This is a genomic window from Flavobacterium caeni (genome assembly GCF_900101895.1).
In the GTDB taxonomy this organism is placed as follows: Bacteria; Bacteroidota; Bacteroidia; order Flavobacteriales; family Flavobacteriaceae; genus Flavobacterium; species Flavobacterium caeni.
Genome location: NZ_FMVF01000002.1, coordinates 436,673 through 457,770 on the forward strand (window position 1 = coordinate 436,673; position 21,098 = coordinate 457,770).

The 21,098-nt window shown below is 49.1% G+C and carries 22 protein-coding genes and 1 tRNA gene; 14 read left to right on the top strand and 9 right to left on the bottom strand.

The genetic code is table 11. The features are described 5' to 3' along the window. Positions 1-22 precede the first annotated feature (22 nt). The 5 genes from BLP55_RS01945 (at position 23) to BLP55_RS01965 (ending at position 3,953) form a co-directional block, all read left to right on the top strand. Positions 23-586: a helix-turn-helix domain-containing protein gene (locus BLP55_RS01945; RefSeq protein WP_091140622.1), complete on the top strand. Its 564-nt coding sequence runs from the start codon at positions 23-25 to the stop codon at positions 584-586. A gap of 50 nt (positions 587-636) precedes the next feature. After that, on the top strand, positions 637-1,089 hold the full coding sequence (locus BLP55_RS01950; RefSeq protein WP_091140623.1) for a response regulator: 453 nt from the start codon (positions 637-639) through the stop codon (positions 1,087-1,089). Between the two features lie 9 nt (positions 1,090-1,098). Continuing rightward, on the top strand, positions 1,099-2,886 hold the full coding sequence (locus BLP55_RS01955; protein WP_091140624.1) for a sensor histidine kinase: 1,788 nt from the start codon (positions 1,099-1,101) through the stop codon (positions 2,884-2,886). After that, entirely contained in the window at positions 2,886-3,383 is a 498-nt protein-coding gene (locus BLP55_RS01960) for a GNAT family N-acetyltransferase (protein ID WP_091140625.1), read from the top strand. The genes BLP55_RS01955 and BLP55_RS01960 overlap by 1 nt, the downstream gene beginning before the upstream one ends. A gap of 111 nt (positions 3,384-3,494) precedes the next feature. Beyond that, the gene (locus BLP55_RS01965; RefSeq protein WP_139149562.1) at positions 3,495-3,953 is read left to right on the top strand and encodes a hypothetical protein; all 459 of its coding nucleotides are present in this window, start codon (positions 3,495-3,497) and stop codon (positions 3,951-3,953) included. Here the strand turns inward: BLP55_RS01965 and BLP55_RS01970 are convergent. Then, positions 3,937-4,515 (bottom strand): pentapeptide repeat-containing protein, encoded by a 579-nt coding sequence (locus BLP55_RS01970; protein ID WP_091140627.1) that lies wholly within the window; start codon positions 4,513-4,515, stop codon positions 3,937-3,939. The genes BLP55_RS01965 and BLP55_RS01970 overlap by 17 nt on opposite strands. 79 nt (positions 4,516-4,594) lie before the next feature. On the opposite strand from BLP55_RS01970, the gene BLP55_RS01975 reads away from it, so the two are divergent. Beyond that, complete coding sequence (locus BLP55_RS01975) at positions 4,595-5,878, top strand: MFS transporter (protein ID WP_091140628.1); 1,284 nt, start codon at positions 4,595-4,597, stop codon at positions 5,876-5,878. Here the strand turns inward: BLP55_RS01975 and BLP55_RS01980 are convergent. After that, positions 5,875-6,306 (bottom strand): DUF6526 family protein, encoded by a 432-nt coding sequence (locus BLP55_RS01980; RefSeq protein WP_091140629.1) that lies wholly within the window; start codon positions 6,304-6,306, stop codon positions 5,875-5,877. The two genes, BLP55_RS01975 and BLP55_RS01980, sit on opposite strands and share 4 nt — an antisense overlap. 95 nt (positions 6,307-6,401) lie before the next feature. Between BLP55_RS01980 and BLP55_RS01985 the strand changes: the two genes are divergently transcribed. Both BLP55_RS01985 and BLP55_RS01990 read left to right on the top strand, forming a co-directional pair. Then, on the top strand, positions 6,402-7,442 hold the full coding sequence (locus BLP55_RS01985) for an NAD(P)-dependent alcohol dehydrogenase (protein ID WP_091140630.1): 1,041 nt from the start codon (positions 6,402-6,404) through the stop codon (positions 7,440-7,442). Positions 7,443-7,629: 187 nt separating this feature from the next. Next, complete coding sequence (locus BLP55_RS01990; RefSeq protein ID WP_091140631.1) at positions 7,630-8,025, top strand: hypothetical protein; 396 nt, start codon at positions 7,630-7,632, stop codon at positions 8,023-8,025. Between the two features lie 577 nt (positions 8,026-8,602). On the opposite strand, the gene BLP55_RS02000 is transcribed toward BLP55_RS01990, so the two are convergent. The 4 genes from BLP55_RS02000 to BLP55_RS02015 form a co-directional block, all read right to left on the bottom strand. Continuing rightward, positions 8,603-8,676: transfer RNA gene (locus BLP55_RS02000), tRNA-Arg, on the bottom strand. Positions 8,677-8,759: 83 nt separating this feature from the next. Beyond that, entirely contained in the window at positions 8,760-8,903 is a 144-nt protein-coding gene (locus BLP55_RS02005) for an SsrA-binding protein (protein WP_091140633.1), read from the bottom strand. A gap of 74 nt (positions 8,904-8,977) precedes the next feature. Then, positions 8,978-10,738 carry a M56 family metallopeptidase gene (locus BLP55_RS02010; protein ID WP_091140634.1) on the bottom strand — a complete coding sequence of 587 codons (1,761 nt, stop codon included), beginning with the start codon at positions 10,736-10,738 and terminating at the stop codon, positions 8,978-8,980. A gap of 1 nt (position 10,739) precedes the next feature. Beyond that, positions 10,740-11,099: a BlaI/MecI/CopY family transcriptional regulator gene (locus BLP55_RS02015; protein ID WP_091140635.1), complete on the bottom strand. Its 360-nt coding sequence runs from the start codon at positions 11,097-11,099 to the stop codon at positions 10,740-10,742. Positions 11,100-11,559: 460 nt separating this feature from the next. On the opposite strand from BLP55_RS02015, the gene BLP55_RS02020 reads away from it, so the two are divergent. Then, on the top strand, positions 11,560-12,108 hold the full coding sequence (locus BLP55_RS02020; RefSeq protein WP_091140636.1) for a hypothetical protein: 549 nt from the start codon (positions 11,560-11,562) through the stop codon (positions 12,106-12,108). A gap of 8 nt (positions 12,109-12,116) precedes the next feature. Here the strand turns inward: BLP55_RS02020 and BLP55_RS02025 are convergent, their stop codons facing one another. Then, positions 12,117-13,328, bottom strand: coding sequence for an MDR family MFS transporter (locus BLP55_RS02025; RefSeq protein ID WP_091140637.1), 1,212 nt, complete (start codon positions 13,326-13,328; stop codon positions 12,117-12,119). A gap of 356 nt (positions 13,329-13,684) precedes the next feature. On the opposite strand from BLP55_RS02025, the gene BLP55_RS02030 reads away from it, so the two are divergent. The 4 genes from BLP55_RS02030 (at position 13,685) to BLP55_RS02045 (ending at position 16,548) form a co-directional block, all read left to right on the top strand. After that, positions 13,685-14,287 (top strand): DUF1684 domain-containing protein, encoded by a 603-nt coding sequence (locus BLP55_RS02030; protein WP_091140638.1) that lies wholly within the window; start codon positions 13,685-13,687, stop codon positions 14,285-14,287. After that, positions 14,287-14,940, top strand: a complete 654-nt coding sequence (locus BLP55_RS02035; RefSeq protein WP_394331892.1) for a TatD family hydrolase — start codon at positions 14,287-14,289, stop codon at positions 14,938-14,940. The genes BLP55_RS02030 and BLP55_RS02035 overlap by 1 nt, the downstream gene beginning before the upstream one ends. 148 nt (positions 14,941-15,088) lie before the next feature. After that, complete coding sequence (locus BLP55_RS02040; RefSeq protein WP_091140640.1) at positions 15,089-15,805, top strand: tRNA threonylcarbamoyladenosine dehydratase; 717 nt, start codon at positions 15,089-15,091, stop codon at positions 15,803-15,805. Between the two features lie 86 nt (positions 15,806-15,891). Further along, a complete protein-coding gene (locus tag BLP55_RS02045; RefSeq protein WP_091140641.1) occupies positions 15,892-16,548 on the top strand; it encodes an HAD family hydrolase in 657 nt (218 codons plus the stop codon). A gap of 80 nt (positions 16,549-16,628) precedes the next feature. On the opposite strand, the gene BLP55_RS02050 is transcribed toward BLP55_RS02045, so the two are convergent. Continuing rightward, a complete protein-coding gene (locus tag BLP55_RS02050) occupies positions 16,629-17,909 on the bottom strand; it encodes a cryptochrome/photolyase family protein (protein ID WP_091140642.1) in 1,281 nt (426 codons plus the stop codon). A gap of 148 nt (positions 17,910-18,057) precedes the next feature. Between BLP55_RS02050 and BLP55_RS02055 the strand changes: the two genes are divergently transcribed. After that, positions 18,058-18,903 (top strand): DUF2911 domain-containing protein, encoded by an 846-nt coding sequence (locus BLP55_RS02055; RefSeq protein ID WP_091140643.1) that lies wholly within the window; start codon positions 18,058-18,060, stop codon positions 18,901-18,903. A 403-nt stretch (positions 18,904-19,306) separates the two neighbouring features. Here the strand turns inward: BLP55_RS02055 and BLP55_RS02060 are convergent, their stop codons facing one another. After that, positions 19,307-21,028, bottom strand: a complete 1,722-nt coding sequence (locus tag BLP55_RS02060) for a sodium:solute symporter family protein (protein WP_091140644.1) — start codon at positions 21,026-21,028, stop codon at positions 19,307-19,309. Positions 21,029-21,098: the final 70 nt, after the last annotated feature.

A 21,098-nucleotide genomic window follows, 5' to 3' on the forward strand; every position in this document is an offset into this window, starting at 1 on the left:
CAAAAATTAAGCATAGCAGCCAATGAAACTATACATCAAATATGACGGGATCATGGCCTGCCGGGTGATACTTCAGGAACAACTCGAAAAGCACCAGGTCAAATACCAATTGCTCGATCTGGGCGAGATCGAGATAGACGAAGGAGTGACCGAAGAACGCTTTGCCGAGGTGCAGGAATCGCTCAACCGTTACGGGATTTACATCTTGAACAACCAGAAAAGCCAACTCATCCAACGCATCAAGGATGCCATCGTAGAGATGGTGTATGAACGCGACAAATTGCCATCGACCACCATATCGCACTACCTTTCAGAGAAGCTCAATTTCAGTTACGGCTACATCGCAAACATCTTTTCGGAATACACCTTTACTTCGATCGAGAATTTTATCATCATCCAAAAGATCGAACGCGCCAAGAAGCTGATTGTAGAAGAAGAGTTGACGCTGACTGAGATTTCCTACAAGTTGAACTACAGCAGCGTGGCGCATTTGTCCAGCCAGTTCAAGAAAGTCACAGGACTCACGCCGTCTATGTTCAAGCGCATCATCGACAAACGCCGCTTGCTGGTCAACCAGGTCGAGTAGACGCGTTGAAATTTGCAAAAACAAAACAAAAATAAACCTTCCCAAACCCCATGATAACACACAAAGATCCGATCCATATCCTGCTTGCGGACGACGACGAGGACGATCGTAACTTCTTTAGCGAAGCCTTGGCCGAACTCAAGATGACCAACAAAGTCACGCTCTTTAAGGACGGAAAAGAGCTGATGGATTACCTTGACAACCCCGACATCAAGATGCCGCACATCTTGTTCCTCGATTTGAACATGCCCGGCAAGACGGGATTCGACTGTTTGAAGGAAATCAGGGCCAACAGCCGTTTCAAGGAACTTTCGATTGCGATCTATTCGACCTCGTCGGCAGAAAAAGACATCGAAGAAACCTTTGTGGGCGGGGCCAACATCTACATCAAGAAGCCCAACGACTTCTCGAAGCTCAAGAAAGTGATCAAGGATGTGGTCAACATCAACTGGCAATTTCATTCATCGGGACTAAACAAAGAGACCTTTTTCTTCAGCATATAATGGCCCCGAATGAAATTCCTAAGACTATACAAAAACGACCAGGTATTTAGGATAGCCTTAGGGATTGCCATTGTTGTTATCGGTTACATCGCCTCGGTTTTTTACTCGAAGATGCAGCAACTCGACGCCTCGGTCGAGCGCATTGCCACGTCCAGCCAAACGCAGTTGGAGCTCGAAAAGTTGCTGTCGATCATCACGCACTACGAGACTTATTTGCGCAGCTACATCATCACCAAGGACGAAGCCTATCTCAAGAACCGCTTCTTGGACCGTGGCGAGATCGAATTGAACTTTGTCGAACTCAAACGACTCACGGCCAATAGCCCAAGCATGACGCGCAGCCTCGATTCGCTCAAGGTGATGCTCGACAAACGCTTCGATTTGTTCAGGGAAACGCTCACCCTGGCGCGTGTGCGCAACGCCGACAAACAAATGCTCAACGACAAGCTCCTCGAGAGTACGGCCTATACCATCCAAATGCGCGACCACGTGTACCGTGCGATCGACCGCGAAGCCAAGAAGCTCAAAAAGCTCAACGATGAGCACCAGTTTGGGCTCAACGATTCGATGGTCAGCGCATTTTTGCTCGTAATTTTGTCTTTGCTGGTGTTGTTGTTGTCGTTCAACCGTGTGAGCAGCGATATTTATCAACTGCAAAAGGCCAACGACGAACTCAAGTTCCTGAACCAGGCATTCAACAATGCCGAGAAGGTGGCCAATTTTGGGCACTGGAAGTTGAACTTGACGACCAACGCCTATACTTTTTCGGAGAATTTTTACCGGTTGCTGGGCATCGATCCCGATTCGCCCGAGGCCACCCCAGAGAACATCGCCACGTTTATCCATCCCGAGGATTTTGAATCGGCGGCCAAGGCGCACGAGGAATCGTTGAAAACCTTTGCGTCGACGTCGGTGGTCCTTCGGTATGTGTTGCCTGATGGTAAAACCAAGTACATCAATTCGGTGGGCAGCTTTATGCAAAACAGCAAGGGCGACCAAATCAAGGTGGGTGTCAACTACGACATTACCGAGCCGTACCTCAAGAACATCGAACTCGAGCACAACAACCGCCACCTGAAGGCCGTCAACGAAGAACTCGAATCGTTCAACAACATCGTCAGCCATGACCTGCAGGAGCCGTTGCGCAAGATCCAGATGTTTATTTCGCGCATCCAGGAGAAAGAAGACGGCGTGCTGTCGGAGCAAGGCAAAGACTATTTCGGGAAAATCTACGCGTCGGCCAACCGCATGCAAACGCTCATGATCGATCTGGTCAATTACACGCGCACCATCAAGGGCGACAAGACTTTTGTCAAGACCAATTTTTCAAGCCTGCTCGAGCAGGTGGCCCAGGAGTTGTCGATCAATGTCGAGGAAAAGCAAGGAAGCCTGACGTTCGAGAACCTGCCCACCATCAAGGCCATCCCGTTCCAGATCGAACAGTTGTTCATCAACCTGATCACCAATTCGCTCAAGTACAGCAAAGAGAACGTGCCGCCCAAAATCCGTATCGCGGGCGTCAAGATCACCGAACCCGAAACCATTCAGGACAAAGTGGTCACCGACCGGCAGTTTTGCAAGATTGTCGTATCGGACAACGGCATCGGGTTCCGTCAGGAGTATGCCGAGAAAATTTTTGTGCTGTTCCACCGTTTGGAAACCGATGTCAAGTACGCGGGTACCGGTTTGGGATTGGCCATCTGCAAGAAGATCATCGAAAACCACAACGGCTACATCACCGTGAAGTCCAAACCCGGCAAAGGCACCGATTTCAGCATCTATTTGCCCAAAACCTGATGACCTTACGCGAAATACATACCCATGAATTGCACATCGTACACGACCTGGCCTTTGCGATTTGGCCCGTGACGTATGGCGAAATCCTGTCGAAACCGCAACTCGATTACATGCTCGAGTCGTTCTATTCGATAGAAGCGTTGCAATCTTCGCTCGACAAAGGCCATCGGTATATTTTGATCGAAGACACCAAACCGTTAGGGTTTGTGGGCTACGAGCACCAATACCAAGGCGCGCCCGTGACGCGGATCCACAAAATCTATGTGTTGCCCGAAACACAAGGTAAGGGCGTGGGCAAGTTGTTGCTCGAACACGTCGAGGCTTTGGCGCGCGAGCAACATGCCGGGAAGTTGTCGCTCAACGTAAACCGCTTCAACAAGGCGCTCGGATTTTACCATAAGATGGGGTTTGCGATCACCGCCGAGGAAGACATCGCCATTGGCCACGGCTACCTGATGGAAGACTACCGCATGGAAAAAAAACTCGGCGATTTTTAAGAAGAGTTTAGATTTTAACGCATTTCCACCGCGCTGAAATTGGCGTTCACCTCATTAATTTTTGCGCGTTTTACGGTTGGATTAGTTTTGGCCCGAACCAAACCGACAGCCATGCCGCCTTTCTCCGAACCGTTTGAGACCAGTCTTGTCCACATTCCGATGTTGTTCTTTATCGTGGGCTTTTTGTGTAAGATCGCCGCATTCTTTGTTACGCGGATTTATATGGAAGAATTGGCGCTTTGTTGTTTGATGCTGGCCGCTTCGGGCGTATTGGGCGGATTCCTTCGCGAGAGTGGTTTAAACGATCAGGAATTGCGGGCTTTTGGAAACCCCATCACACGCGGGCAAGCGGTCAACCTGATGTTCGGGCTTACGGTGATGACCGCTGCGGTTTGCTTTGTGTTCCAAGTATTCGGTCGTTCGGGGCTGGTGTGCAAGATGCTCGGGTTGGTCCTGTACGGATTGTTGCTCGCCAGTGTCTTTACGGTGGCGCGTTTCGACGATGAGTCGCTCGACAAATACGCCGACGAATTGACTGCTGCCGTTCCTTCGTTCAATCCACCACACTGATTTGGTGCTTGGCGAGCAACCCCTTCAATTGTAAGATCGAGAACCTGGCTTTGCGCAGCTTGGTTTTTTCGGGGTCGATGCCGTAGTTGTGGCTGGTCCTGAAATCGGCTTTGTTGGCGATGGCCTTGGCGAATTCGGCGCGGTACAAATCGCAACGGTCGAACACCACACCGGTCAGGTCGGCGGCCATGAAATCGACGGCGATCAGGCTGCAATCGGTAAAGACCGTCCCTTTGATCTTGAGCGTGTAGAACTTCGAAAAATCGAGCCGGCACCGGTTAAACGCGATGTCAAAAATAAGTTTGTCGCACATCGCAAAGTTGACGTCTTCGATCCTGCAATCGTTAAAGGTCACGGTGCGCAACGCCACATAGTTGATCTTGGCGCCGCTGAACACACAATCGTTGAACACGCAATCGATGAAGGTCACGGCCAGGAAAACACAACGGCCCAAATCGCAACGGTCGAACACGCACCGCTCGAATTCCTTGAAATTCAGGTCTTCTATGTCGTACGACAAATCGCTGAAGGTTTGGTCGAGCAGGTATTCGGCTTTGCGCATATGCAAAGAAACAAAAATGTATGGCTTTTGGTTCACTCTCGCGCCAAAAGCCCTAAATTTACGCATCATCTAAAAGCCCATGGATCCCAATACGCCGTTGTCGCCTGTCCCCAAAGGTTTCTTTGCCAAGAACCCGTCGCTCAAGATCGCCGAGTTTCAAAAATACCTGCTGCTGCGCGTGGGTATCATTTTCGGGCTCAACATGCAAATCACGGTGGTTTATTTTTGGGTCTATCAAATAACCAACGACAAACTTTCTTTGGGTTTGGTAGGGTTGGCCGAAGTGATTCCCGCCATCACCGTCTCGTTTTTCTCGGGGCACGTCGTAGACCACAACGAAAAACGCAAAATGGTGCTGATGTGCCTTTCGGGTTACATCTTGCTGGCGCTTTCGCTGTTTGCCCTCGCGGTATCGCAGGCGACGATCGACCAAAACCTGCTGGTCAACCTGATTTACCTGTTGGTGTTTTTGGGCGGTATCCTGCGCTCGTTTTACAGCCCGTCGATGTTCGCTTTGTTTGGGATGGTGGTGCCGCGCGAACACTTTCCGAACGCCACTTCGTGGAGCAGTATGGCGTGGCATTTGGGTGCGGTGCTCGGGCCTTTGGCCGCCGGGTTCGGCATCGCGTGGAAAGGCATCGCGCCGAGCCTGTTCGCGGTGTTTGTGTTGTTGACCGCCCTGACGCTTCCGTTGCTGGCCATCGCCGCCAAGCCCATCGTCAAGAAAGTGAAGGAGCCGGTATTGCAAAGCGTGGCCGAAGGGTTGCGTTTTGTCTGGAAAACACCCGCGCTGCTTTCGGCCTTGAGCCTCGACATGTTTTCGGTGCTTTTCGGAGGGGCCGTGGCGTTGCTACCGGTGTACCAAAAGGAAATTTTGTTCGTAGACGAGATGGGGTTCGGGCTGTTGCGTTCCGCACCGGGCATTGGCGCGCTCCTTACGATGGGGTTGCTGGCGTTTTTGCCGCTCAGGACCAACCCAGGACGCAAGTTGTTCTTTTGCGTGGGTGGGTTTGCGGTGTCGATCATCGTATTCGGGATATCGAAAAACTTTTACCTGTCGATGTTCATGCTGATGCTTTCAGGAATGTTCGATGCCGTGAGCGTCGTGATCCGCAGTACCATCCTGCAATTGCTCACACCCGATGAAATGCGCGGGCGCGTGTCGGCCGTAAACACCATGTTTGTCAGTTCGTCCAACGAGCTTGGCGATTTCGAAAGCGGTGTGATGGCGCACTGGCTCGGGACGGTCAGGGCCGTGGTCACGGGCGGATGCATCACCCTGGGCGTGGTCATTTACACCTATTTCAAGGCACCGCAGCTGCGCAATTTTACGTTCGAGGACCCCGACGCAAAAAAAGACTAGACCCTGTGGTGGTCGGGCTTCCAATCGACAATACTTTTCTTGATCTTTTCGCCACCGATTTTCTCCAATCTCGCGCGTTCGATCAACGCAGGCAGTTCGGCATCCGAAGCAAAACGAAGCGAGAACAATTGCGAATCGCGTAGTTCATGTTCGAAGGCCTCGAGACGTTTTCCTGTCAGCGAAAAATACCGATAACGCAATTCGAGCCGGATGATGCGGTCTTGCAGCGTGAGTGCATAATGCTGCCGTAGCATGTACGACAGCCACGCCACCAGCGCGAGCAAAACGGCTATGGTCGACCAAATCAGGGTTTCGGTTTTCGTGAAGGCAAAATAGACCGATGCCGCCAAACCCATTGCGATAATCGGGTAAAATACAAAATGATGCGGCACATAGTACCGGATGTGGTGTTTGTACGATTGTTCCATACCGAATATTTTAATACTAATTTAACGACTTCTGCCATACAAACCGATGCGACTCTGCCGCCAAATGGCTACCTTTAGTCAAAAATTTTAAAAACATGATACCAGCAAAAGGCTATGCCGCCCAAGATGCCCAAACCGATCTGGCCCCGTGGGCTTTCGAACGTCGGGAATTGGGGCCGCACGATGTACAATTCGATATCCAATATTGTGGCGTTTGCCATTCAGACCTGCACCAGATCCGCGACGAGTGGGGTGGTGCTATTTTCCCGATGGTTCCCGGGCACGAAATCGTAGGGACGGTCGTGGCCGTAGGCGCCCACGTCAAGAAGTTCAAGGTAGGTGATTTGGCGGGCACGGGTTGCCTGGTGGATTCGTGCCGCACGTGTTCGAATTGCAACGACGGGCTCGAGCAGTATTGCGAAGGACAAAAAGTGTATACCTACAATTCTTTGGGCAAGGACGGTATTCCGGCGCAGGGCGGTTACTCGAACACCATCGTTGTCCACGAAGATTTTGTGCTGCGCATTTCAAATCAAGTCGATCTGGCGGCCACCGCGCCGTTGCTTTGCGCGGGCATCACGACCTACTCGCCGTTGCGTCACTGGAAAGTGGGCAAGGGGCATCAGCTGGCCGTGCTCGGACTCGGCGGACTGGGGCATATGGCGGTCAAGTTTGGGGTCGCTTTTGGTGCCGAGGTGACGGTGTTGAGTACATCGCCGGCCAAAGAAGCCGATGCGCGCAAGCTTGGCGCACACCATTTCGTGGTCACTTCCGATCCTGCGCAAATGGAGGCCGCCCGTGGTCGTTTCGATTTTGTCCTCGATACGGTTTCGGCACCGCATGATTTGAACCAATACATGGGGCTTTTGCGTCGCGACGGCGTACACATTTGCGTGGGGTTGCCGCCGACACCGTTCCAGATCAGCGCGTTCACGTTGCTGGGCGGCCGAAAGAGTTTGGTAGGGTCGATGATCGGTGGATTGCCCGAAACGCAAGAAATGCTTGATTTTTGCGCAGCCAACGACATTGTATCCGACATCGAACTCATCGACATCAAAGACATCCATACGGCATTCGACCGAATGATTGCAGGCGATGTACGGTATCGTTTTGTGATCGACATCGCAACGCTGTAGCCAATCGATAGCATTCGTATTAAAAAAAAACACTCGGTTTCGGGTGTTTTTTGCATTATAGGCGTGGCCGATAGGGCGGTATTTGTTGTAAGGATGGAAGTGAATCATGTAAAGGATGTAATCGCTAAAAGTCGCAACTTGCCACAAAAATGCCATGGATTTTTTTGACAATACTTCAAATCTGACCATGCGAATCAACGGAGCCATCGAGACGCCGCCCGACAACAACCGCGCGCTGTTCCGACAAAGCGTATTGGACACCATACTGCACATCCTGAAAACCGAACGCGTGTCGGTGGAGTACATCGGCTACAAGCCCGATCCGTCGGGCGTACATCCCATAGACCAGGAAGTCACCGAGTACGACGATTGTATTTATGTGAGTATGAATGTGACGGGATTTTCACTCAATCCGCTTGACGGCACAACAACCAGCGACGATTTGGTCGCGACTTTCGTCGACCTTTTCGAAAGCAAAACCCACCGGCATCTTGCCGTCGAATCGGCGGTGGTCAGGAAAGCGAGCCGGCAGCGTTTCGTGGAGATGAGCAGCGATTGGAAGTTGTATTTAAGACATGGTTAGGTGTGGATTCGCTGCGTTTTGAAAATGTTGAGAGGCGAAAGTTGTTTGGGTCGGTTGTTTTTCTTTGATGTAGGGAAGGAGGTTGGCTGGATTTCGCTGCGCGACATCCAGAATGCGCTCCGTAGTCTAAGTGAAAAGCCATTTCAATCAAAGATTGAAATGCTTTTGTTTTTAAGTGACCTCGACTGGATTTCGCTGCGCGACATCCAGCAAAGCTCCGCTTTGAAAACACTTAAAACAAAAAAACGCTCAAGCGAGCTTGGCGTTTTTTCTTATTTAAGTATTTATTCGTGACCTCAACTGGAGTGAATATCCAGAATGCGCTCCGTAGTCTAAGTGAAAAGCATTTCAATCAAAGATTGAAATGCTTTTGTTTTTTAAAAATTGATTTTACGAGCGAGCTCGACATCAATTTTTAAAAAACAAAAGCCTGAGCAATTGCTCAGGCTTTTCCCTCTTAAGTGACCTCGACTGGATTTCGCTGCGCGACATCCAGCAAAGCTCCGCTTTGAAAACACTTAAAACAAAAAAACGCTCAAGCGAGCTTGGCGTTTTTTCTTATTTAAGTATTTATTCGTGACCTCGACTGGATTCAAACCAGTAACCTTCTGAGCCGTAATCAGATGCGCTATTCAGTTGCGCCACGAGGCCTAATGCGGGTGCAAATATACGCAATAAAGTCATATTTGCAAGTTCAAATTTAAATAAAAGCGAATTTTATTTTGCACAGATGATTATTCGTCTAACGCTCTTGCGGTTACAAAATAACGCCACGCGATGAGCGCCTTTTGCCATGACGATGCCTTGGTCAAATCGAGCCCTTGTTTGGTAAAACTCGGCAGCAGCAGCTTGTTTATCTTGGCCAATAACTTGAACATGGTGGGTGCGTTTGAACAAATATAAGAAAAAAAGGCAGCCCCAAAGCCGCCTTTTTCTCCTGATTGAAATCTGCTTATCTTGATTTTGATGATGATTTCTTGGCCTTGAGCGCCGCTTTTTCCTTTTGGAGTTCGCGGCGTGCTTCTTCCAATTCGCGTTTGGATTCCTCCATCTCACGACGCGCTTCTTCCATTTCGCGTCGGGCTTCTTCCATTTCCTGCTTGGCGTCTTCGGCATCTTCTTCGGCAATACCGGCGTGGTGCCTTGCCAATTCAACCTGTTTGCGCGCGATACGGGCTTGGTCTTTGGCGATACGGACCCCGGCACGTGCTTGCGCCTTGATGCCCTCGATGTCTATTTCGGCCATGATTTTGTCGGGGTCGATGTCGATGACTTCGCCGTTGCCCGAAACCACCACCTTGCCGTCCTTGCTGGTGATCGTTTTGACGTGTAAATTGTTATTGATGTCGGCTTTTACTTTTTCGAAGTCCACAAAACAAGGTGGGTCTGGTGGCAATGGAATGTGTTCGCCATTGACGATTACCATTGGTTCGTCGCCATCTTCGTCCGAATCATAACTGTAACTGTAGCTGTACACTTTTTTGCCCGAGCGGGTGCTGTCGGTTTCGGTATCGGCTACATCGTCGCTGTGGCGGATGATGCGTACCTTTTTCTCCGAGCCGAACGCGATCGATCCGTCGTCCTTGCGTGTCAAACGCACGGGTTTGATCGGCTCGTCGCCCGACATCTGCCAGGTGCCCGACTGCTTGTTCTTGTCGTCGTACTGCGCCTTGATCGATACGATCTCGCCAGCGGCATTTCGTTTGACTTTCGAGAACTTGAGCTTGACGCCGTACTTTTGCTTGAATTGATCCGAATAGGCTTCGAGCTGCGCGTCTGTGGTGTTTTTGTCGATGACGATTTCTTCAGAAGGCACCGGAAGCGCCACCACATCGGTTGTTTTTTCCTGCGCGATCACATTGACCTGAAAGTAAAACATGAACGCGGCGAGCACCGGTACGATGAGTGCATATTTCCAGGCATTCCACTTTTTCGATTGATTTTTGTTGAGCATAACGATTCGTTTTTTGATTAATGATTGATAAAAATGATTGGTGATTTCGACACAGTGTTCGTGCGTCGTTACTTTTAGCAGCGTAAACTGATAGGCTTTCTTGTCGGAAATGTTCTTGAGCGCGCCGCTGTCGGCAATGAATTCAAGGTTTTGCAGCATCGCCTTTTTGTACAGCCAAACAAACGGGTTAAACCAGAACAAGATGCAGAACAACCGCGCGACGAGCACGTCGGCCGAGTGTTTTTGTTCGCAATGCACCTTTTCGTGCTCGAGTATGTTCTCGAGTTCGGCGGCGCTGTACAAATCGGAATTGTACACGATGTAATTGAAGTAGGAGAACGGCGAGACGTTGTGCGGCACATCGACCAGTTTGAAATCGGCTTGCTGCTTGACGGGCTGGCCCTTGATGGTTTTGACCAGGCTGCCGAAGTCGAAGATGAATTTAATCAGGAAAGCAAACAATCCGATGGCATAGGCGAGTGCGGCGACCAGGAACCAATCGATCTCAAACCCTGAGGTGGCAGGCGTTGCAGCCAGCGCGACGGGAACTTCGGTCCATTCGGCGTCGGGCGTCGGTTCTACCCAAACAATTTTTTTAAACGTAACCAGTGGCAGGCATATCGAAGTAACTAACCCTAACAATAAAAACCACCTGTTACTGTTAAAAAATGTCTCTTTGCGGAGCAGCAAATAATAGGCGAGGTAAAACGCCGCGAGCAATGCGCCCGATTTGATGAGGTAAATGGCCAGCGTTTCCATCTTATTTCTTTTGTTCGATCATTTCCAGAATCTCGCGTAACTCGTCGGCAGAAATCTTGCTTTCCTTGGCAAAATGCGACACCATATTCTTGTAGGAGCCTTTGAAATAGGTGTCGATGGCATTGTTCATGAACCGCTTGCGGTAATCCTCTTTTTTCACGACAGGGTAGTACTGGTGCGTGTTTCCGAACGCGTTGTGCGCCACAAAACCCTTTTCTTCGAGGTTGCGGATGATCGTGCTCAGCGTGTTGTAGTGCGGCTGCTCGTCGTGCATCTCGGCCATGACCTCCTTGACGAACGCCTTTTCGAGCTTCCAGAGCACGTGCATGATTTCTTCTTCTTTGTTGGTTAGTTTTTGCATTGTCTTATTTTTTATTCTTTATTCCTATTTTTTATTGGGGCGTTGCCGCGCTTGATGTACTGTGTCTTGATCGAAATTTGTTGGCGCGGCCGGGCTTTTCGCGGTGCGCTCCCGATAGCTATCGGGATTGCTTCACCCGAGGCCTTTGGCCGAATTGACCGAAGGTAATCCCTAACGCGGAGGTTTAATCGTTTAATCGGTAAACTTTAAACTTTACGACTTTACGACTTTATGACTTTATGACTTTATGACTTTATGACTTTATGACTTTATGACTTTATGACTTTATGACTTTATGACTTTATGACTTTATGACTTTATGACTTTATGACCACCACGATCCAAACCTACAACTATATTTCTAGTTACGCAACTATATTTTTAGTTATTTAACTAATTTTTAAGTTTTATAACGCAATGACTCTTAATGCGTACCTTTGTTACACCAGTAAAACAGGGCATGGAGACAAAAACCTACCACCGCGGCAATTTTCACAAACATACCTTTTGCGTGTTCCGTCAGGTGGGCCTTTTCGAAATCGCGGGGTTGACGCTCGGTTACAAAAGCAAGTCGGGCAGCAGCTACTATTTTACGAATGATGGGGTGTACCGGCTTTCGAACCACTGGGGCCGCGCGGCCAACTGCAAATGGAGGCTCGAATCAAACGGCGATACTGCCGAGCGCACCAAACTGGGTTACGCCGCATGGACTTGGTTTTGCCGCGACAACGACCAGGAAAAGCTCTATTTTATCGAGTGGGTAGGAGGTAGCGTGCAATTTGCGCACAAAGACCAGGCGTCCTACAACGGACAGTTTTTGCGTACGGCATCCGACACCATGAAACGCATCCGGCAAATCCGCAACCTGCTGGAGAACGATGGCTGGACGGCCTACTATCGGCAAGACAATCCGGAAGCATTAAAAGAAAACGTGGTGCATCAAATGATCGCGACCGATCAATCGCTGTCGCAAATCAAATCGGCAATAAAAAATAGTAATAGAAAATAAAGAATAAACTACCGGTTCTCGGCCGCCAACAACCGCTGTATCCACAAGCAAACTCCAACGGCCATCACACCCACGGCGCCCATAAACACCCAATTGAAGACATAGCCAAAGTGATCGATGATTTCCATCCCGCATTTGGAACTCATGATGTGCGCAAGGCTGAAACTCATCGTGAACAGCGCCATGTAACGGCCCTCGTGACCTTTGGGTGCACGGCTCATCGCAAACGAGTTCGAGAACGGAAAGATGAACATCTCGCCAAAACTCATCAATATGATGCTAAAAATCAGCAAGCCCGCCCAACCTTCGGGAAGCAATACAAAGAAACTGAGGCCCATCATGACCGCACCCCACATCAGCAGCTTTATTTTGGGGATGGCGTGGCGCTCAGAAATGCTTACGATGGGCATCTCAAGCAGGAAAATGAGCAAGCCGTTGAGCATCAACAAAAGCCCGGTGTCGACTTCGGTCAGGTTGTACTGCTCGCGGTGGTACAACGGCAAGGTCGTGAACAGCTGGAAGAAAATCATCGAGGTGACAAAGCATACAAACAAAAACAGCCAAAAGATACGGTCCTTGAAAACCGATTGCACGGGTGTGGCGTCGTGGGCGCGGTGGTGTTCGGGGTTCTTTTTTTCCTTGACCAGCATTGCAAAAGCCGAGATGGCGATGATGCAGGTGGCGCCGTCTACCCAAAACAGACCCTGGTAGCCAACACCCATGATGATGAGTCCGCCCAACGCAGGACCGACAGAAAAGCCAAGGTTAACGGCCAGCCGAACAAGTGTAAGCGCACGCGTACGGTTCTCGGGTTTGGCGTAGGCCGTGAGCGAAACAAACATGGCCGGACGGAACATGTCGGCCACGCTCATGATCACAAACATGCCTGCGCACAACCCCCAGAACGATTGGATGAATTGAAGCGAAATGAATAAGATTCCACTTGTGAACAAGCTGAAAACCATGATTTTGTAAAACCCGATTTTGTCGGTGAGCTTGCCGCCCAGCCAGGACCCCAGCATCGACCCGAGACCAAAACTCACCATGATCCAGCCTACTTCGCCGTACGAAAAGCCCAGATCTTCCTTAAGGTATTTGGACAAAAACGGCAGGACCATCATGCCCGCGCGGTTGACAAACGTGATGATGGCCAGGATCCAGATCTCGCGCGAAAAGCCCTTGAAGTTGTTGATGTAGCGGCGCAGTCCGGATTTGATCATGTGAAGATTGGGTTTGTGCAAATTTACAAAGTAGCGGCGAAACTCGGATGAAGTTTTGAAGTAATTCAATCCCAATGATTCTTGGCTTGAACAAAGCGATGGGCGGGTAGTAAGGAGTATTTCTAGGGTGGATGAAACTTTAACAAAATGTACAGATTTTCTGTAACGGAGTGTCAATTTTATTTTGTTGGGATATACTTTCAACGCCCCCTTCCCTAGAGTAAAAATACCATTTTAAAAGTTTAGTCTGCTACAGAAAAACTGTAAATTTCAAACCCACTTCAAGATTTTAAAACCCCAACAAAAACAGCATGAATCAACCGTCAATTTTCTTATTTTTGCACAAACGAACCGCCATGAAAAAAGCCTTCCTGCTTGTCTTTGGATTGCTGCCTTTGCTGGGCTTTGCGCAAGAGCAATTCGACGAGGTCAAGGTGCAGGTGTTCCAAAACGAACTCACGACCGAATTTGCCGATTCACTCAAAAGTCCGCTGACCAAGGAAGACCGCCTCGCATTCCACGGTCTCGATTTCTACGCGCCCGATGCGAAGTATTTTGTTTTGGCCGATTTCAAGCGCACCAAAAAGGAAAAGCCTTTCAAGATGAAAACCTCGACCGACCGTTTGCCGACCTACGTTAAGTATGGCGAGTTGACGTTTGTATTGGATGGCAAAACTTGCAAACTCAACGTCTATCAGAACCTCGAGTTGATCAAGAGAAAAGGATATAAAGATCATTTGTTTTTGCCGTTTTCCGATTTGACGAGCGGCAACGAAACCTACATCGGCGGGCGCTACATCGATTTGCGGATTCCAAAAGGCGACAAAATTGCCATCGATTTCAACCAGGCCTACAACCCGTATTGCGCGTACAACCACAACTATTCGTGTCCGATTGTGCCGCTCGAGAATGATTTGCAGGTAGAAATAAAAGCGGGCGTTAAAAAATTCCACGATTGATGTACGTCAATTTGCACACGCACCGGTTTACAGATGATCCAAATATTTTGGAGGTGGTGAACCAATATCCGCGGGAGTTTGACGCGACGATTCCGCAGTATTCGATGGGCATCCACCCGTGGTACATCGATGAAAGTTGGATTGAAGCGGATTTGCAGATCATTGAAGGTAAATTGCAAACAAACAATTGTTTAGCAGTTGGTGAATGTGGATTGGACAAACGCATCGAAGTACCGATGGAATTGCAACAATCGGTGTTCGACAAGCAATTGGCATTGGCCGAAAAATACAAAAAGCCCGTCGTGATCCATTGCGTCGCTGCATTCCAGGAATTGGTTGAAACCAAAAAGAAAATGAATATTTCCGTGCCGATGATCGTTCACGGATTTTCGAAGAACGAACAAGTCGCACGGCAATTGCTCGACAACGGATTCTACCTTTCGTTCGGGAAATATTTGTTGCGCAATCCCGAATTGGAAGGCGTTTTTAAAATGGTTCCCGACGACCGGCTTTTTCTCGAAACCGATACTGTAGAGGAATCGATTGTCGAGGTTTGCGAATTGGCGGCCAAATACAAACAAACGTCGGTTGAAGCGTTGAAAGAATTGATCCATTTGAATTTTAGGCAAGTGTTTCAAAAGGAGGTGCGTTAGCGATTGCAGCGAAAATCCTTTCTCGGAGCGCAGCGTAGAGAAAGATTGTAGCGGAAAGCGCGGCCGCGCCGATAAACTTGATAGAAGACAAAACGCCGTGCGCGGCAACGCCAATAAAAAATAAAAATAAATAATAAACAATAAACAAATGCCCGAATGGACCGAAAGAGCCGAATTGCTCTTCAAAAAAGAAGGACTTGAAAAATTAAAAAATGCCAACGTATTGATCGTGGGCGTGGGCGGCGTAGGCTCGTTTGCGGCCGAATTCATTGCGCGTGCGGGCGTCGGCAAAATGACGATCGTGGACGGCGATGTGGTCGATATCACGAACATCAACCGCCAATTGCCTGCGTTGCATTCGACAGTGGGACAACCGAAAATAGACATTGTCGGCGACCGTTTGATGGACATCAATCCGGAGTTGCAATTGACCAAGATTCGCGAATTCCTCGAACCCGAACGCGCATTCGAGATCGTGACCAAGGATTTCGATTTCGTCATGGATTGCATTGACAGCGTCACGCCGAAACTCAACCTGATCAAGGCGTGTAAGCGCAAGAAAGTGAAGATTATTTCGTCGATGGGCGCGGGCGGAAAATCGGATCCGAGCAAAGTAAAAGTCGCCGATATTTCGAAAACCGAGAATTGTTACCTCGCCAAATTCATCAAGAAACGCCTGCGCGCCGAGAAAATCGACAAGGGCGTCAAGGTCGTTTTTTCTTCAGAAATCCAAGACCCGACAAGCCTTCGCAAAACCGACGGCAAGAATTTCAAGAAATCGTTTTACGGCACCAACAGCTATATGCCGGGATTGTTCGGGTTGCACGCCGCAGGCTACGTCATCCGCGGAATTTTAAAGAAATAAGTTTAATCGTGTAATCGGTTAATCGTTTAACCGATGCATTCTTACGAGATTCGATTAAACGATTAAACAGTTCAACGATTAAACAAATGGTAAAAACAGTCATTTTCGACATGGACGGCGTCATCGTAGACACCGAACCCGTGCACCACTACGCGTTTCACGAGCATTTCAAAATCCTGAACATCGACGTTTCGCCCGAAATGTACCATTCGTTTACGGGCAATTCGACCAAAAATGTCTACGAACGCATCAAGGAACATTTTGCGATCGAGGACGAGGTCGAGAAGCTCATCGACATCAAACGCGCGTTGTTCAGCGAGGCGTTCGACAAGAAGGAGGATTTGTTTTTGCTCGAAGGCGTGGAAAAATTAATCAAGGATTTGCATGCCAATGGGGTTCAGCTCATTTTAGCATCTTCATCGGCCAAGGTCACGATCGGCGGGATTTTCAAGCGTTTTGATTTGTATCCGTATTTTTCGCACATCGTCAGCGGCGAAGATTTTCCGAAGTCGAAACCGCATCCGGCTATTTTTGAGCATGCGTCGTCGTTGTCTGTTGCGCCAAAGAATGAATGTATTGTGATCGAAGACAGCACCAATGGAATCAAAGCCGCGAAAGCCGCAGGTTTGTATTGTATTGGCTACGACAGTTTCCATTCGAAATTGCAGGATTATTCCGAGGCGGATTTGGTCATTCAACATTTCGACGAATTAAGTTACGAGAAAGTGCGGGATTTGATTTGATTGATTTTTTATTATTTATTGCTATTGTTTATTACTACGGAATAATGTTAGGAGGAATAAATAATAACAATAAAAAATAATCAATTAACCGCCTCTTTGTACACTTTGAGACACCGTTCGCGTGCTTCCTTGTGATCGACCATCGGCGGCGAATAATCCAAAGTTTCCAATTCCGGAACCCAATGGCGGATGTATTGCAAGTCTTTGTCGAATTTCTTGGCTTGTTCGGTCGGGTTGAAAATCCTGAAATACGGCGCCGCATCTACGCCGCTTCCCGCGGCCCATTGCCAATTCCCGATGTTGGACGATTGCTCGTAATCCAACAACTTTTCGGCAAAATACGCCTCGCCCCAACGCCAATCAATCAACAAGTGCTTGCACAAGAAACTCGCGACCACCATGCGCACGCGGTTGTGCATAAATCCCGTCGCATTGAGTTCGCGCATGCCGGCGTCGACAATCGGGTAGCCGGTTTGGCCCATGCACCACTTTTCGAACTCCTTTTCGTTGTTGCGCCATTTGATGTTGTCGTAGGCCGGACGGAAACTTTTGGTGACCGTTTCGGGGAAATGCCACAGGATTTGCATGAAGAATTCGCGCCAAATCAGTTCGTTCAAATACGTTTTGTTGGTGAAACCGTTGGCTTTTTCGACGACCTTTCTAATGCTGACCGAGCCAAAGCGCAAATGAACGCCGAGTTTGGACGTTGGTTTGGACGGGAAATTGCGCGTGGCTTCGTAGTGTTCGATCATGTTTTTCGACAAATCGAAGTCGGGAATTTCAATGTCGGATTTTTGAAAATCGATGTCGGCCAGATCCAAAAATGAATAATTGTGTTTGATGAAATTTTGAAGCTTGGTTTCTGACGGATAGCATATTAAATCCGATTGATTAAAGCGTTCTTTCCAACGATTCGAGTAGGGCGTGTACACGACATACGGCTTGCCATCGTCTTTGACCACGTCGTCCTTTTCAAAAATCACTTGGTCCTTGAAGGTCTTGAATTCGACATTTTTGGATTGGAGGAATTTTTCGATCGCTGCGTCGCGTTTACGCGCGTAGGGTTCGTAATCGTGGTTCGTGTACACCGCGGTGATTTCATTTTCGCGAACGAGTTTTTGAAATGCCGATTCGGGTTCATCGTGAAAAACCGCGAGCGAACGGTGGTGTTTGTGCAATTCAATGTTGATGTTCGAGAGCAATTGTGCAATGAATGTCACGCGCGCATCGTCCTTGGACAATTCCGCGAGTATGTTTTGGTCGAAGATAAATACCGGTAAAACCGGTCCATCGACCAGGGCCTCGAACAACCCGCGGTTGTCCTCGAGCCGTAAATCGCGTCTAAACCAAAAGATGTTCATCGTTGTACGAATATTAACTGGACCAATTTAAAAATGTCTCCCCACAATGTAGCATCGGTGAGGCCCAAAGCTAGCGAATTAAGTATTAATTAACATATTCGGCCTGTCGAATTTGTAAATTTGGGCGATAACAAAAACCCAATAACTTATGAAAAAAATAGTATGTTTCGTGGCCGCATGTTTGGCAACCGTAGCCGTCGAGGCGCAAATCAAAACGCCGGCGCCCAGCCCAGCCGCAACGGTCAAACAAACGGTTGGCTTGACCGATGTCGAAATCAAGTATTCGCGTCCGAGCATGAAAGGCCGCAAGATTTTTGGCGACCTGGTCCCTTTCGGGAAGATGTGGCGCACCGGCGCAAACAAAAACACCACCGTTTCGTTTAGCGAAGATGTCGTGATCGACGGCAAGACGCTCAAAAAAGGCGAGTATGCAATTTTCACCACGCCAAAGGCAGACAGTTGGGATGTCTACTTTTACAGCGATACCGAAAACTGGGGAACGCCAGAGGAGTGGAGCGATGCCAAGGTCGCGGTCAAGACCACGGCACAGTCTGAGATGATCAACCGCAATGTAGAATCGTTTACCGTAGGGGTCAACAACCTCGACAACAATTTTGGCGTACTCGAATTGTCTTGGGAAAAAACCGTCGTCCCGGTCAAGTTTGAGGTGCCTACGAACAAGACCGCCATGGCGAGCATCGAAAAGGTCATGAACGGTCCGTCTTCGCAGGAGTATTTCGCGTCGGCGCAGTACCTGTACCAGTCCAACGGCGACATGAACAAGGCGCTCGGCTATGCGAACAAGGCCGTTGAGCTCGACAAAAACAACGCGTTTTGGATGTACCGTATGAAATCGTTGATCCAAGCCAAATTGGGCGACAAAAAAGGCGCGATCGAAACCGCCAAGAAGTCGTTGGCCATGGCCGCCGAAGCCAAGAACGCCGATTACGTCAAGATGAACAATGAGAGTATTGCCGAGTGGAGCAAGAAGTAATTATGAGTTATGACTGACTCGTATTGATAGAAAAGGGATGGGTTTTTACTCGTTCCTTTTTTTTAACCGCAAAGTTTGGGAGTTTTCGCAAAGCGCGCAAAGCTTGGGGAATAATTAGAAAGGAAGGATATTTAAAAAAACCGCAAAGTTTGGGAGTTTTCGCAAAGCGCGCAAAGCTTGGGGAATAATTAGAAAGGAAGGATATTTAAAAAAACCGCAAAGTTTGGGAGTTTTCGCAAAGCGCGCAAAGCTTAGCGACCTTTGCGAATCACTTTGCGTCTTTGCGGTAAATTTAGCATCGGCTGTGGTTTTCGACTTCACAAACGTCTGCGCAATGATCGACAACACGATCGCGAGTATCGTCCAGACCTTTGCGAATCACTTTGTGTTTTTGCGGTAAAATTTAAGCATCAGCTGTGGTTTTCGACTTCACAAACGTCTGCGCCATCACCGACAACACGATCGCGAGCATCGCCCCGATAAAGTTGAGCCACAAATAACCCAGTTTTTCTTCGCCCTTGGGTTGGATGTGGATAAAGAAATAGTAAATGTACAACACAACGCTTTGGCTCACGGCCGCACCCCAAAACATGGCGTTGGCCTTGACATATTTGATGTAGAATCCCACCAGGAAGATGCCGAGCACCGTGCCGTAAAAAATCGAACCGATGATGTTCACAAGCTGGATCAGGTTTTCGAACAACGTGCCGACACACGCAAACAGGATCGCGATCACGCCCCACATCAGCGTAAAGAACTTGGTCGCGTTTACAAAATGACGCTCGTTTTTGTGGCCTTTGACATTGCGTTTGTAAATGTCGATGGCCGTGGTCGACGCAAGCGCGTTGATGCCCGACGCCGTAGAAGACATGGCCGCCGACAAGATCACCGCGAGCAACAAACCGATCAGGCCCTTGGGCAGGTAGTTCAGGATGAAATGGATGAACACATAGTCCTTGTCGTTGGTCTCCGATTTGGGGTCGGCCTTGGCGATGAGCTCGCGCGCCTCCTCGCGTAAGTCGTTTTCCTTGCTCGACAAAGCCACCAGTTCCTTGCGCAGTATGGGGTTGTCGTAGTTCTGGTTGAGGTGGTCCATGTAGAGCAGGTTGATCTCTTTCTTGGCCTCGGACAATCGTTCGAGTTTGTTCTCGAGCAGGCGGTATTCATTGCGGTATTTGGAATTTTCAACCGTCGTCTTGTTGTTCGGATTAAAATTGAGCGGTACCGGATTGAATTGAAAAAACACAAACACCATCACCCCAATGAGCAGGATAAAGAACTGCATCGGGACTTTCAAGAAACCGTTCATGATGAGCCCCATCTGGCTTTCGCGCACCGATTTGCCCGACAGATAACGGCCCACCTGCGATTGGTCTGTCCCAAAATACGACAACATCAAGAAGAAGCCGCCCGTGATGCCGCTCCAAAACGTATAGCGCGTTTCGGGATCGTACGAGAAATCGACGATGTCCATTTTGTCGTTGGCCCCGGCAATGTGTAGCGCGTTGCTCAGCGTCATGTCGTTGGGGAGCAGGTGCAGGATCAGGAAGAACGTCAGGAACATGCCCGTCATGATCACGAACATCTGCTGCTTTTGTGTGACGTTCACCGCCTTGGTGCCGCCCGCGAACGTGTAGATGATCACCAATACGCCGATAATCACGTTCATCAGCGTCAAGTTCCAGCCGAGTAACGCCGACAGGATGATGGCCGGCGCATAAATCGTCAATCCCGTGCCCAGTCCGCGTTGCACCAGGAACAGGATCGAGGCCAGTGACCGCGTCTTGAGATCGAAACGTTGCTCCAAATATTCATAGGCCGTAAACACCCTGAGTTTGTGGTAAATCGGGATGAAGGTATAGCAGATAACGACCATCGCAATCGGCAACCCGAAGTAAAATTGCACGAACCCCATGCCGTCGTGGTAGGCCTGGCCCGGCGTCGACAAAAAGGTAATGGCGCTGGCCTGCGTGGCCATGACCGACAGGCCCACTGTCCACCAGGGTGTTTCGTTACTGCCCAGGATGTAGTCCTCGACATTTTGACTGCCGCGCGTTTTCCATACGCCATAAACGACGATGAACAAAAGCGTGACGCAGAGTACGATCCAATCTATCTGTTGCATCAGGCGAACATTTCCATGATGAGACAAAACAGCAGGATGTAGATCGCATTGGCGACCAGTACCCACGTGT

Coding starts and splice junctions, on each gene's coding strand:
- BLP55_RS01945 (WP_091140622.1), top strand. CDS start 23: ATGAAACTATACATCAAATATGACGGGATCATGGCCTGCCGGGTGATA.
- BLP55_RS01950 (WP_091140623.1), top strand. CDS start 637: ATGATAACACACAAAGATCCGATCCATATCCTGCTTGCGGACGACGAC.
- BLP55_RS01955 (WP_091140624.1), top strand. CDS start 1,099: ATGAAATTCCTAAGACTATACAAAAACGACCAGGTATTTAGGATAGCC.
- BLP55_RS01960 (WP_091140625.1), top strand. CDS start 2,886: ATGACCTTACGCGAAATACATACCCATGAATTGCACATCGTACACGAC.
- BLP55_RS01965 (WP_139149562.1), top strand. CDS start 3,495: ATGCCGCCTTTCTCCGAACCGTTTGAGACCAGTCTTGTCCACATTCCG.
- BLP55_RS01970 (WP_091140627.1), bottom strand. CDS start 4,515: ATGCGCAAAGCCGAATACCTGCTCGACCAAACCTTCAGCGATTTGTCG.
- BLP55_RS01975 (WP_091140628.1), top strand. CDS start 4,595: ATGGATCCCAATACGCCGTTGTCGCCTGTCCCCAAAGGTTTCTTTGCC.
- BLP55_RS01980 (WP_091140629.1), bottom strand. CDS start 6,306: ATGGAACAATCGTACAAACACCACATCCGGTACTATGTGCCGCATCAT.
- BLP55_RS01985 (WP_091140630.1), top strand. CDS start 6,402: ATGATACCAGCAAAAGGCTATGCCGCCCAAGATGCCCAAACCGATCTG.
- BLP55_RS01990 (WP_091140631.1), top strand. CDS start 7,630: ATGCGAATCAACGGAGCCATCGAGACGCCGCCCGACAACAACCGCGCG.
- BLP55_RS02005 (WP_091140633.1), bottom strand. CDS start 8,903: ATGTTCAAGTTATTGGCCAAGATAAACAAGCTGCTGCTGCCGAGTTTT.
- BLP55_RS02010 (WP_091140634.1), bottom strand. CDS start 10,738: ATGGAAACGCTGGCCATTTACCTCATCAAATCGGGCGCATTGCTCGCG.
- BLP55_RS02015 (WP_091140635.1), bottom strand. CDS start 11,099: ATGCAAAAACTAACCAACAAAGAAGAAGAAATCATGCACGTGCTCTGG.
- BLP55_RS02020 (WP_091140636.1), top strand. CDS start 11,560: ATGGAGACAAAAACCTACCACCGCGGCAATTTTCACAAACATACCTTT.
- BLP55_RS02025 (WP_091140637.1), bottom strand. CDS start 13,328: ATGATCAAATCCGGACTGCGCCGCTACATCAACAACTTCAAGGGCTTT.
- BLP55_RS02030 (WP_091140638.1), top strand. CDS start 13,685: ATGAAAAAAGCCTTCCTGCTTGTCTTTGGATTGCTGCCTTTGCTGGGC.
- BLP55_RS02035 (WP_394331892.1), top strand. CDS start 14,287: ATGTACGTCAATTTGCACACGCACCGGTTTACAGATGATCCAAATATT.
- BLP55_RS02040 (WP_091140640.1), top strand. CDS start 15,089: ATGCCCGAATGGACCGAAAGAGCCGAATTGCTCTTCAAAAAAGAAGGA.
- BLP55_RS02045 (WP_091140641.1), top strand. CDS start 15,892: ATGGTAAAAACAGTCATTTTCGACATGGACGGCGTCATCGTAGACACC.
- BLP55_RS02050 (WP_091140642.1), bottom strand. CDS start 17,909: ATGAACATCTTTTGGTTTAGACGCGATTTACGGCTCGAGGACAACCGC.
- BLP55_RS02055 (WP_091140643.1), top strand. CDS start 18,058: ATGAAAAAAATAGTATGTTTCGTGGCCGCATGTTTGGCAACCGTAGCC.
- BLP55_RS02060 (WP_091140644.1), bottom strand. CDS start 21,028: ATGCAACAGATAGATTGGATCGTACTCTGCGTCACGCTTTTGTTCATC.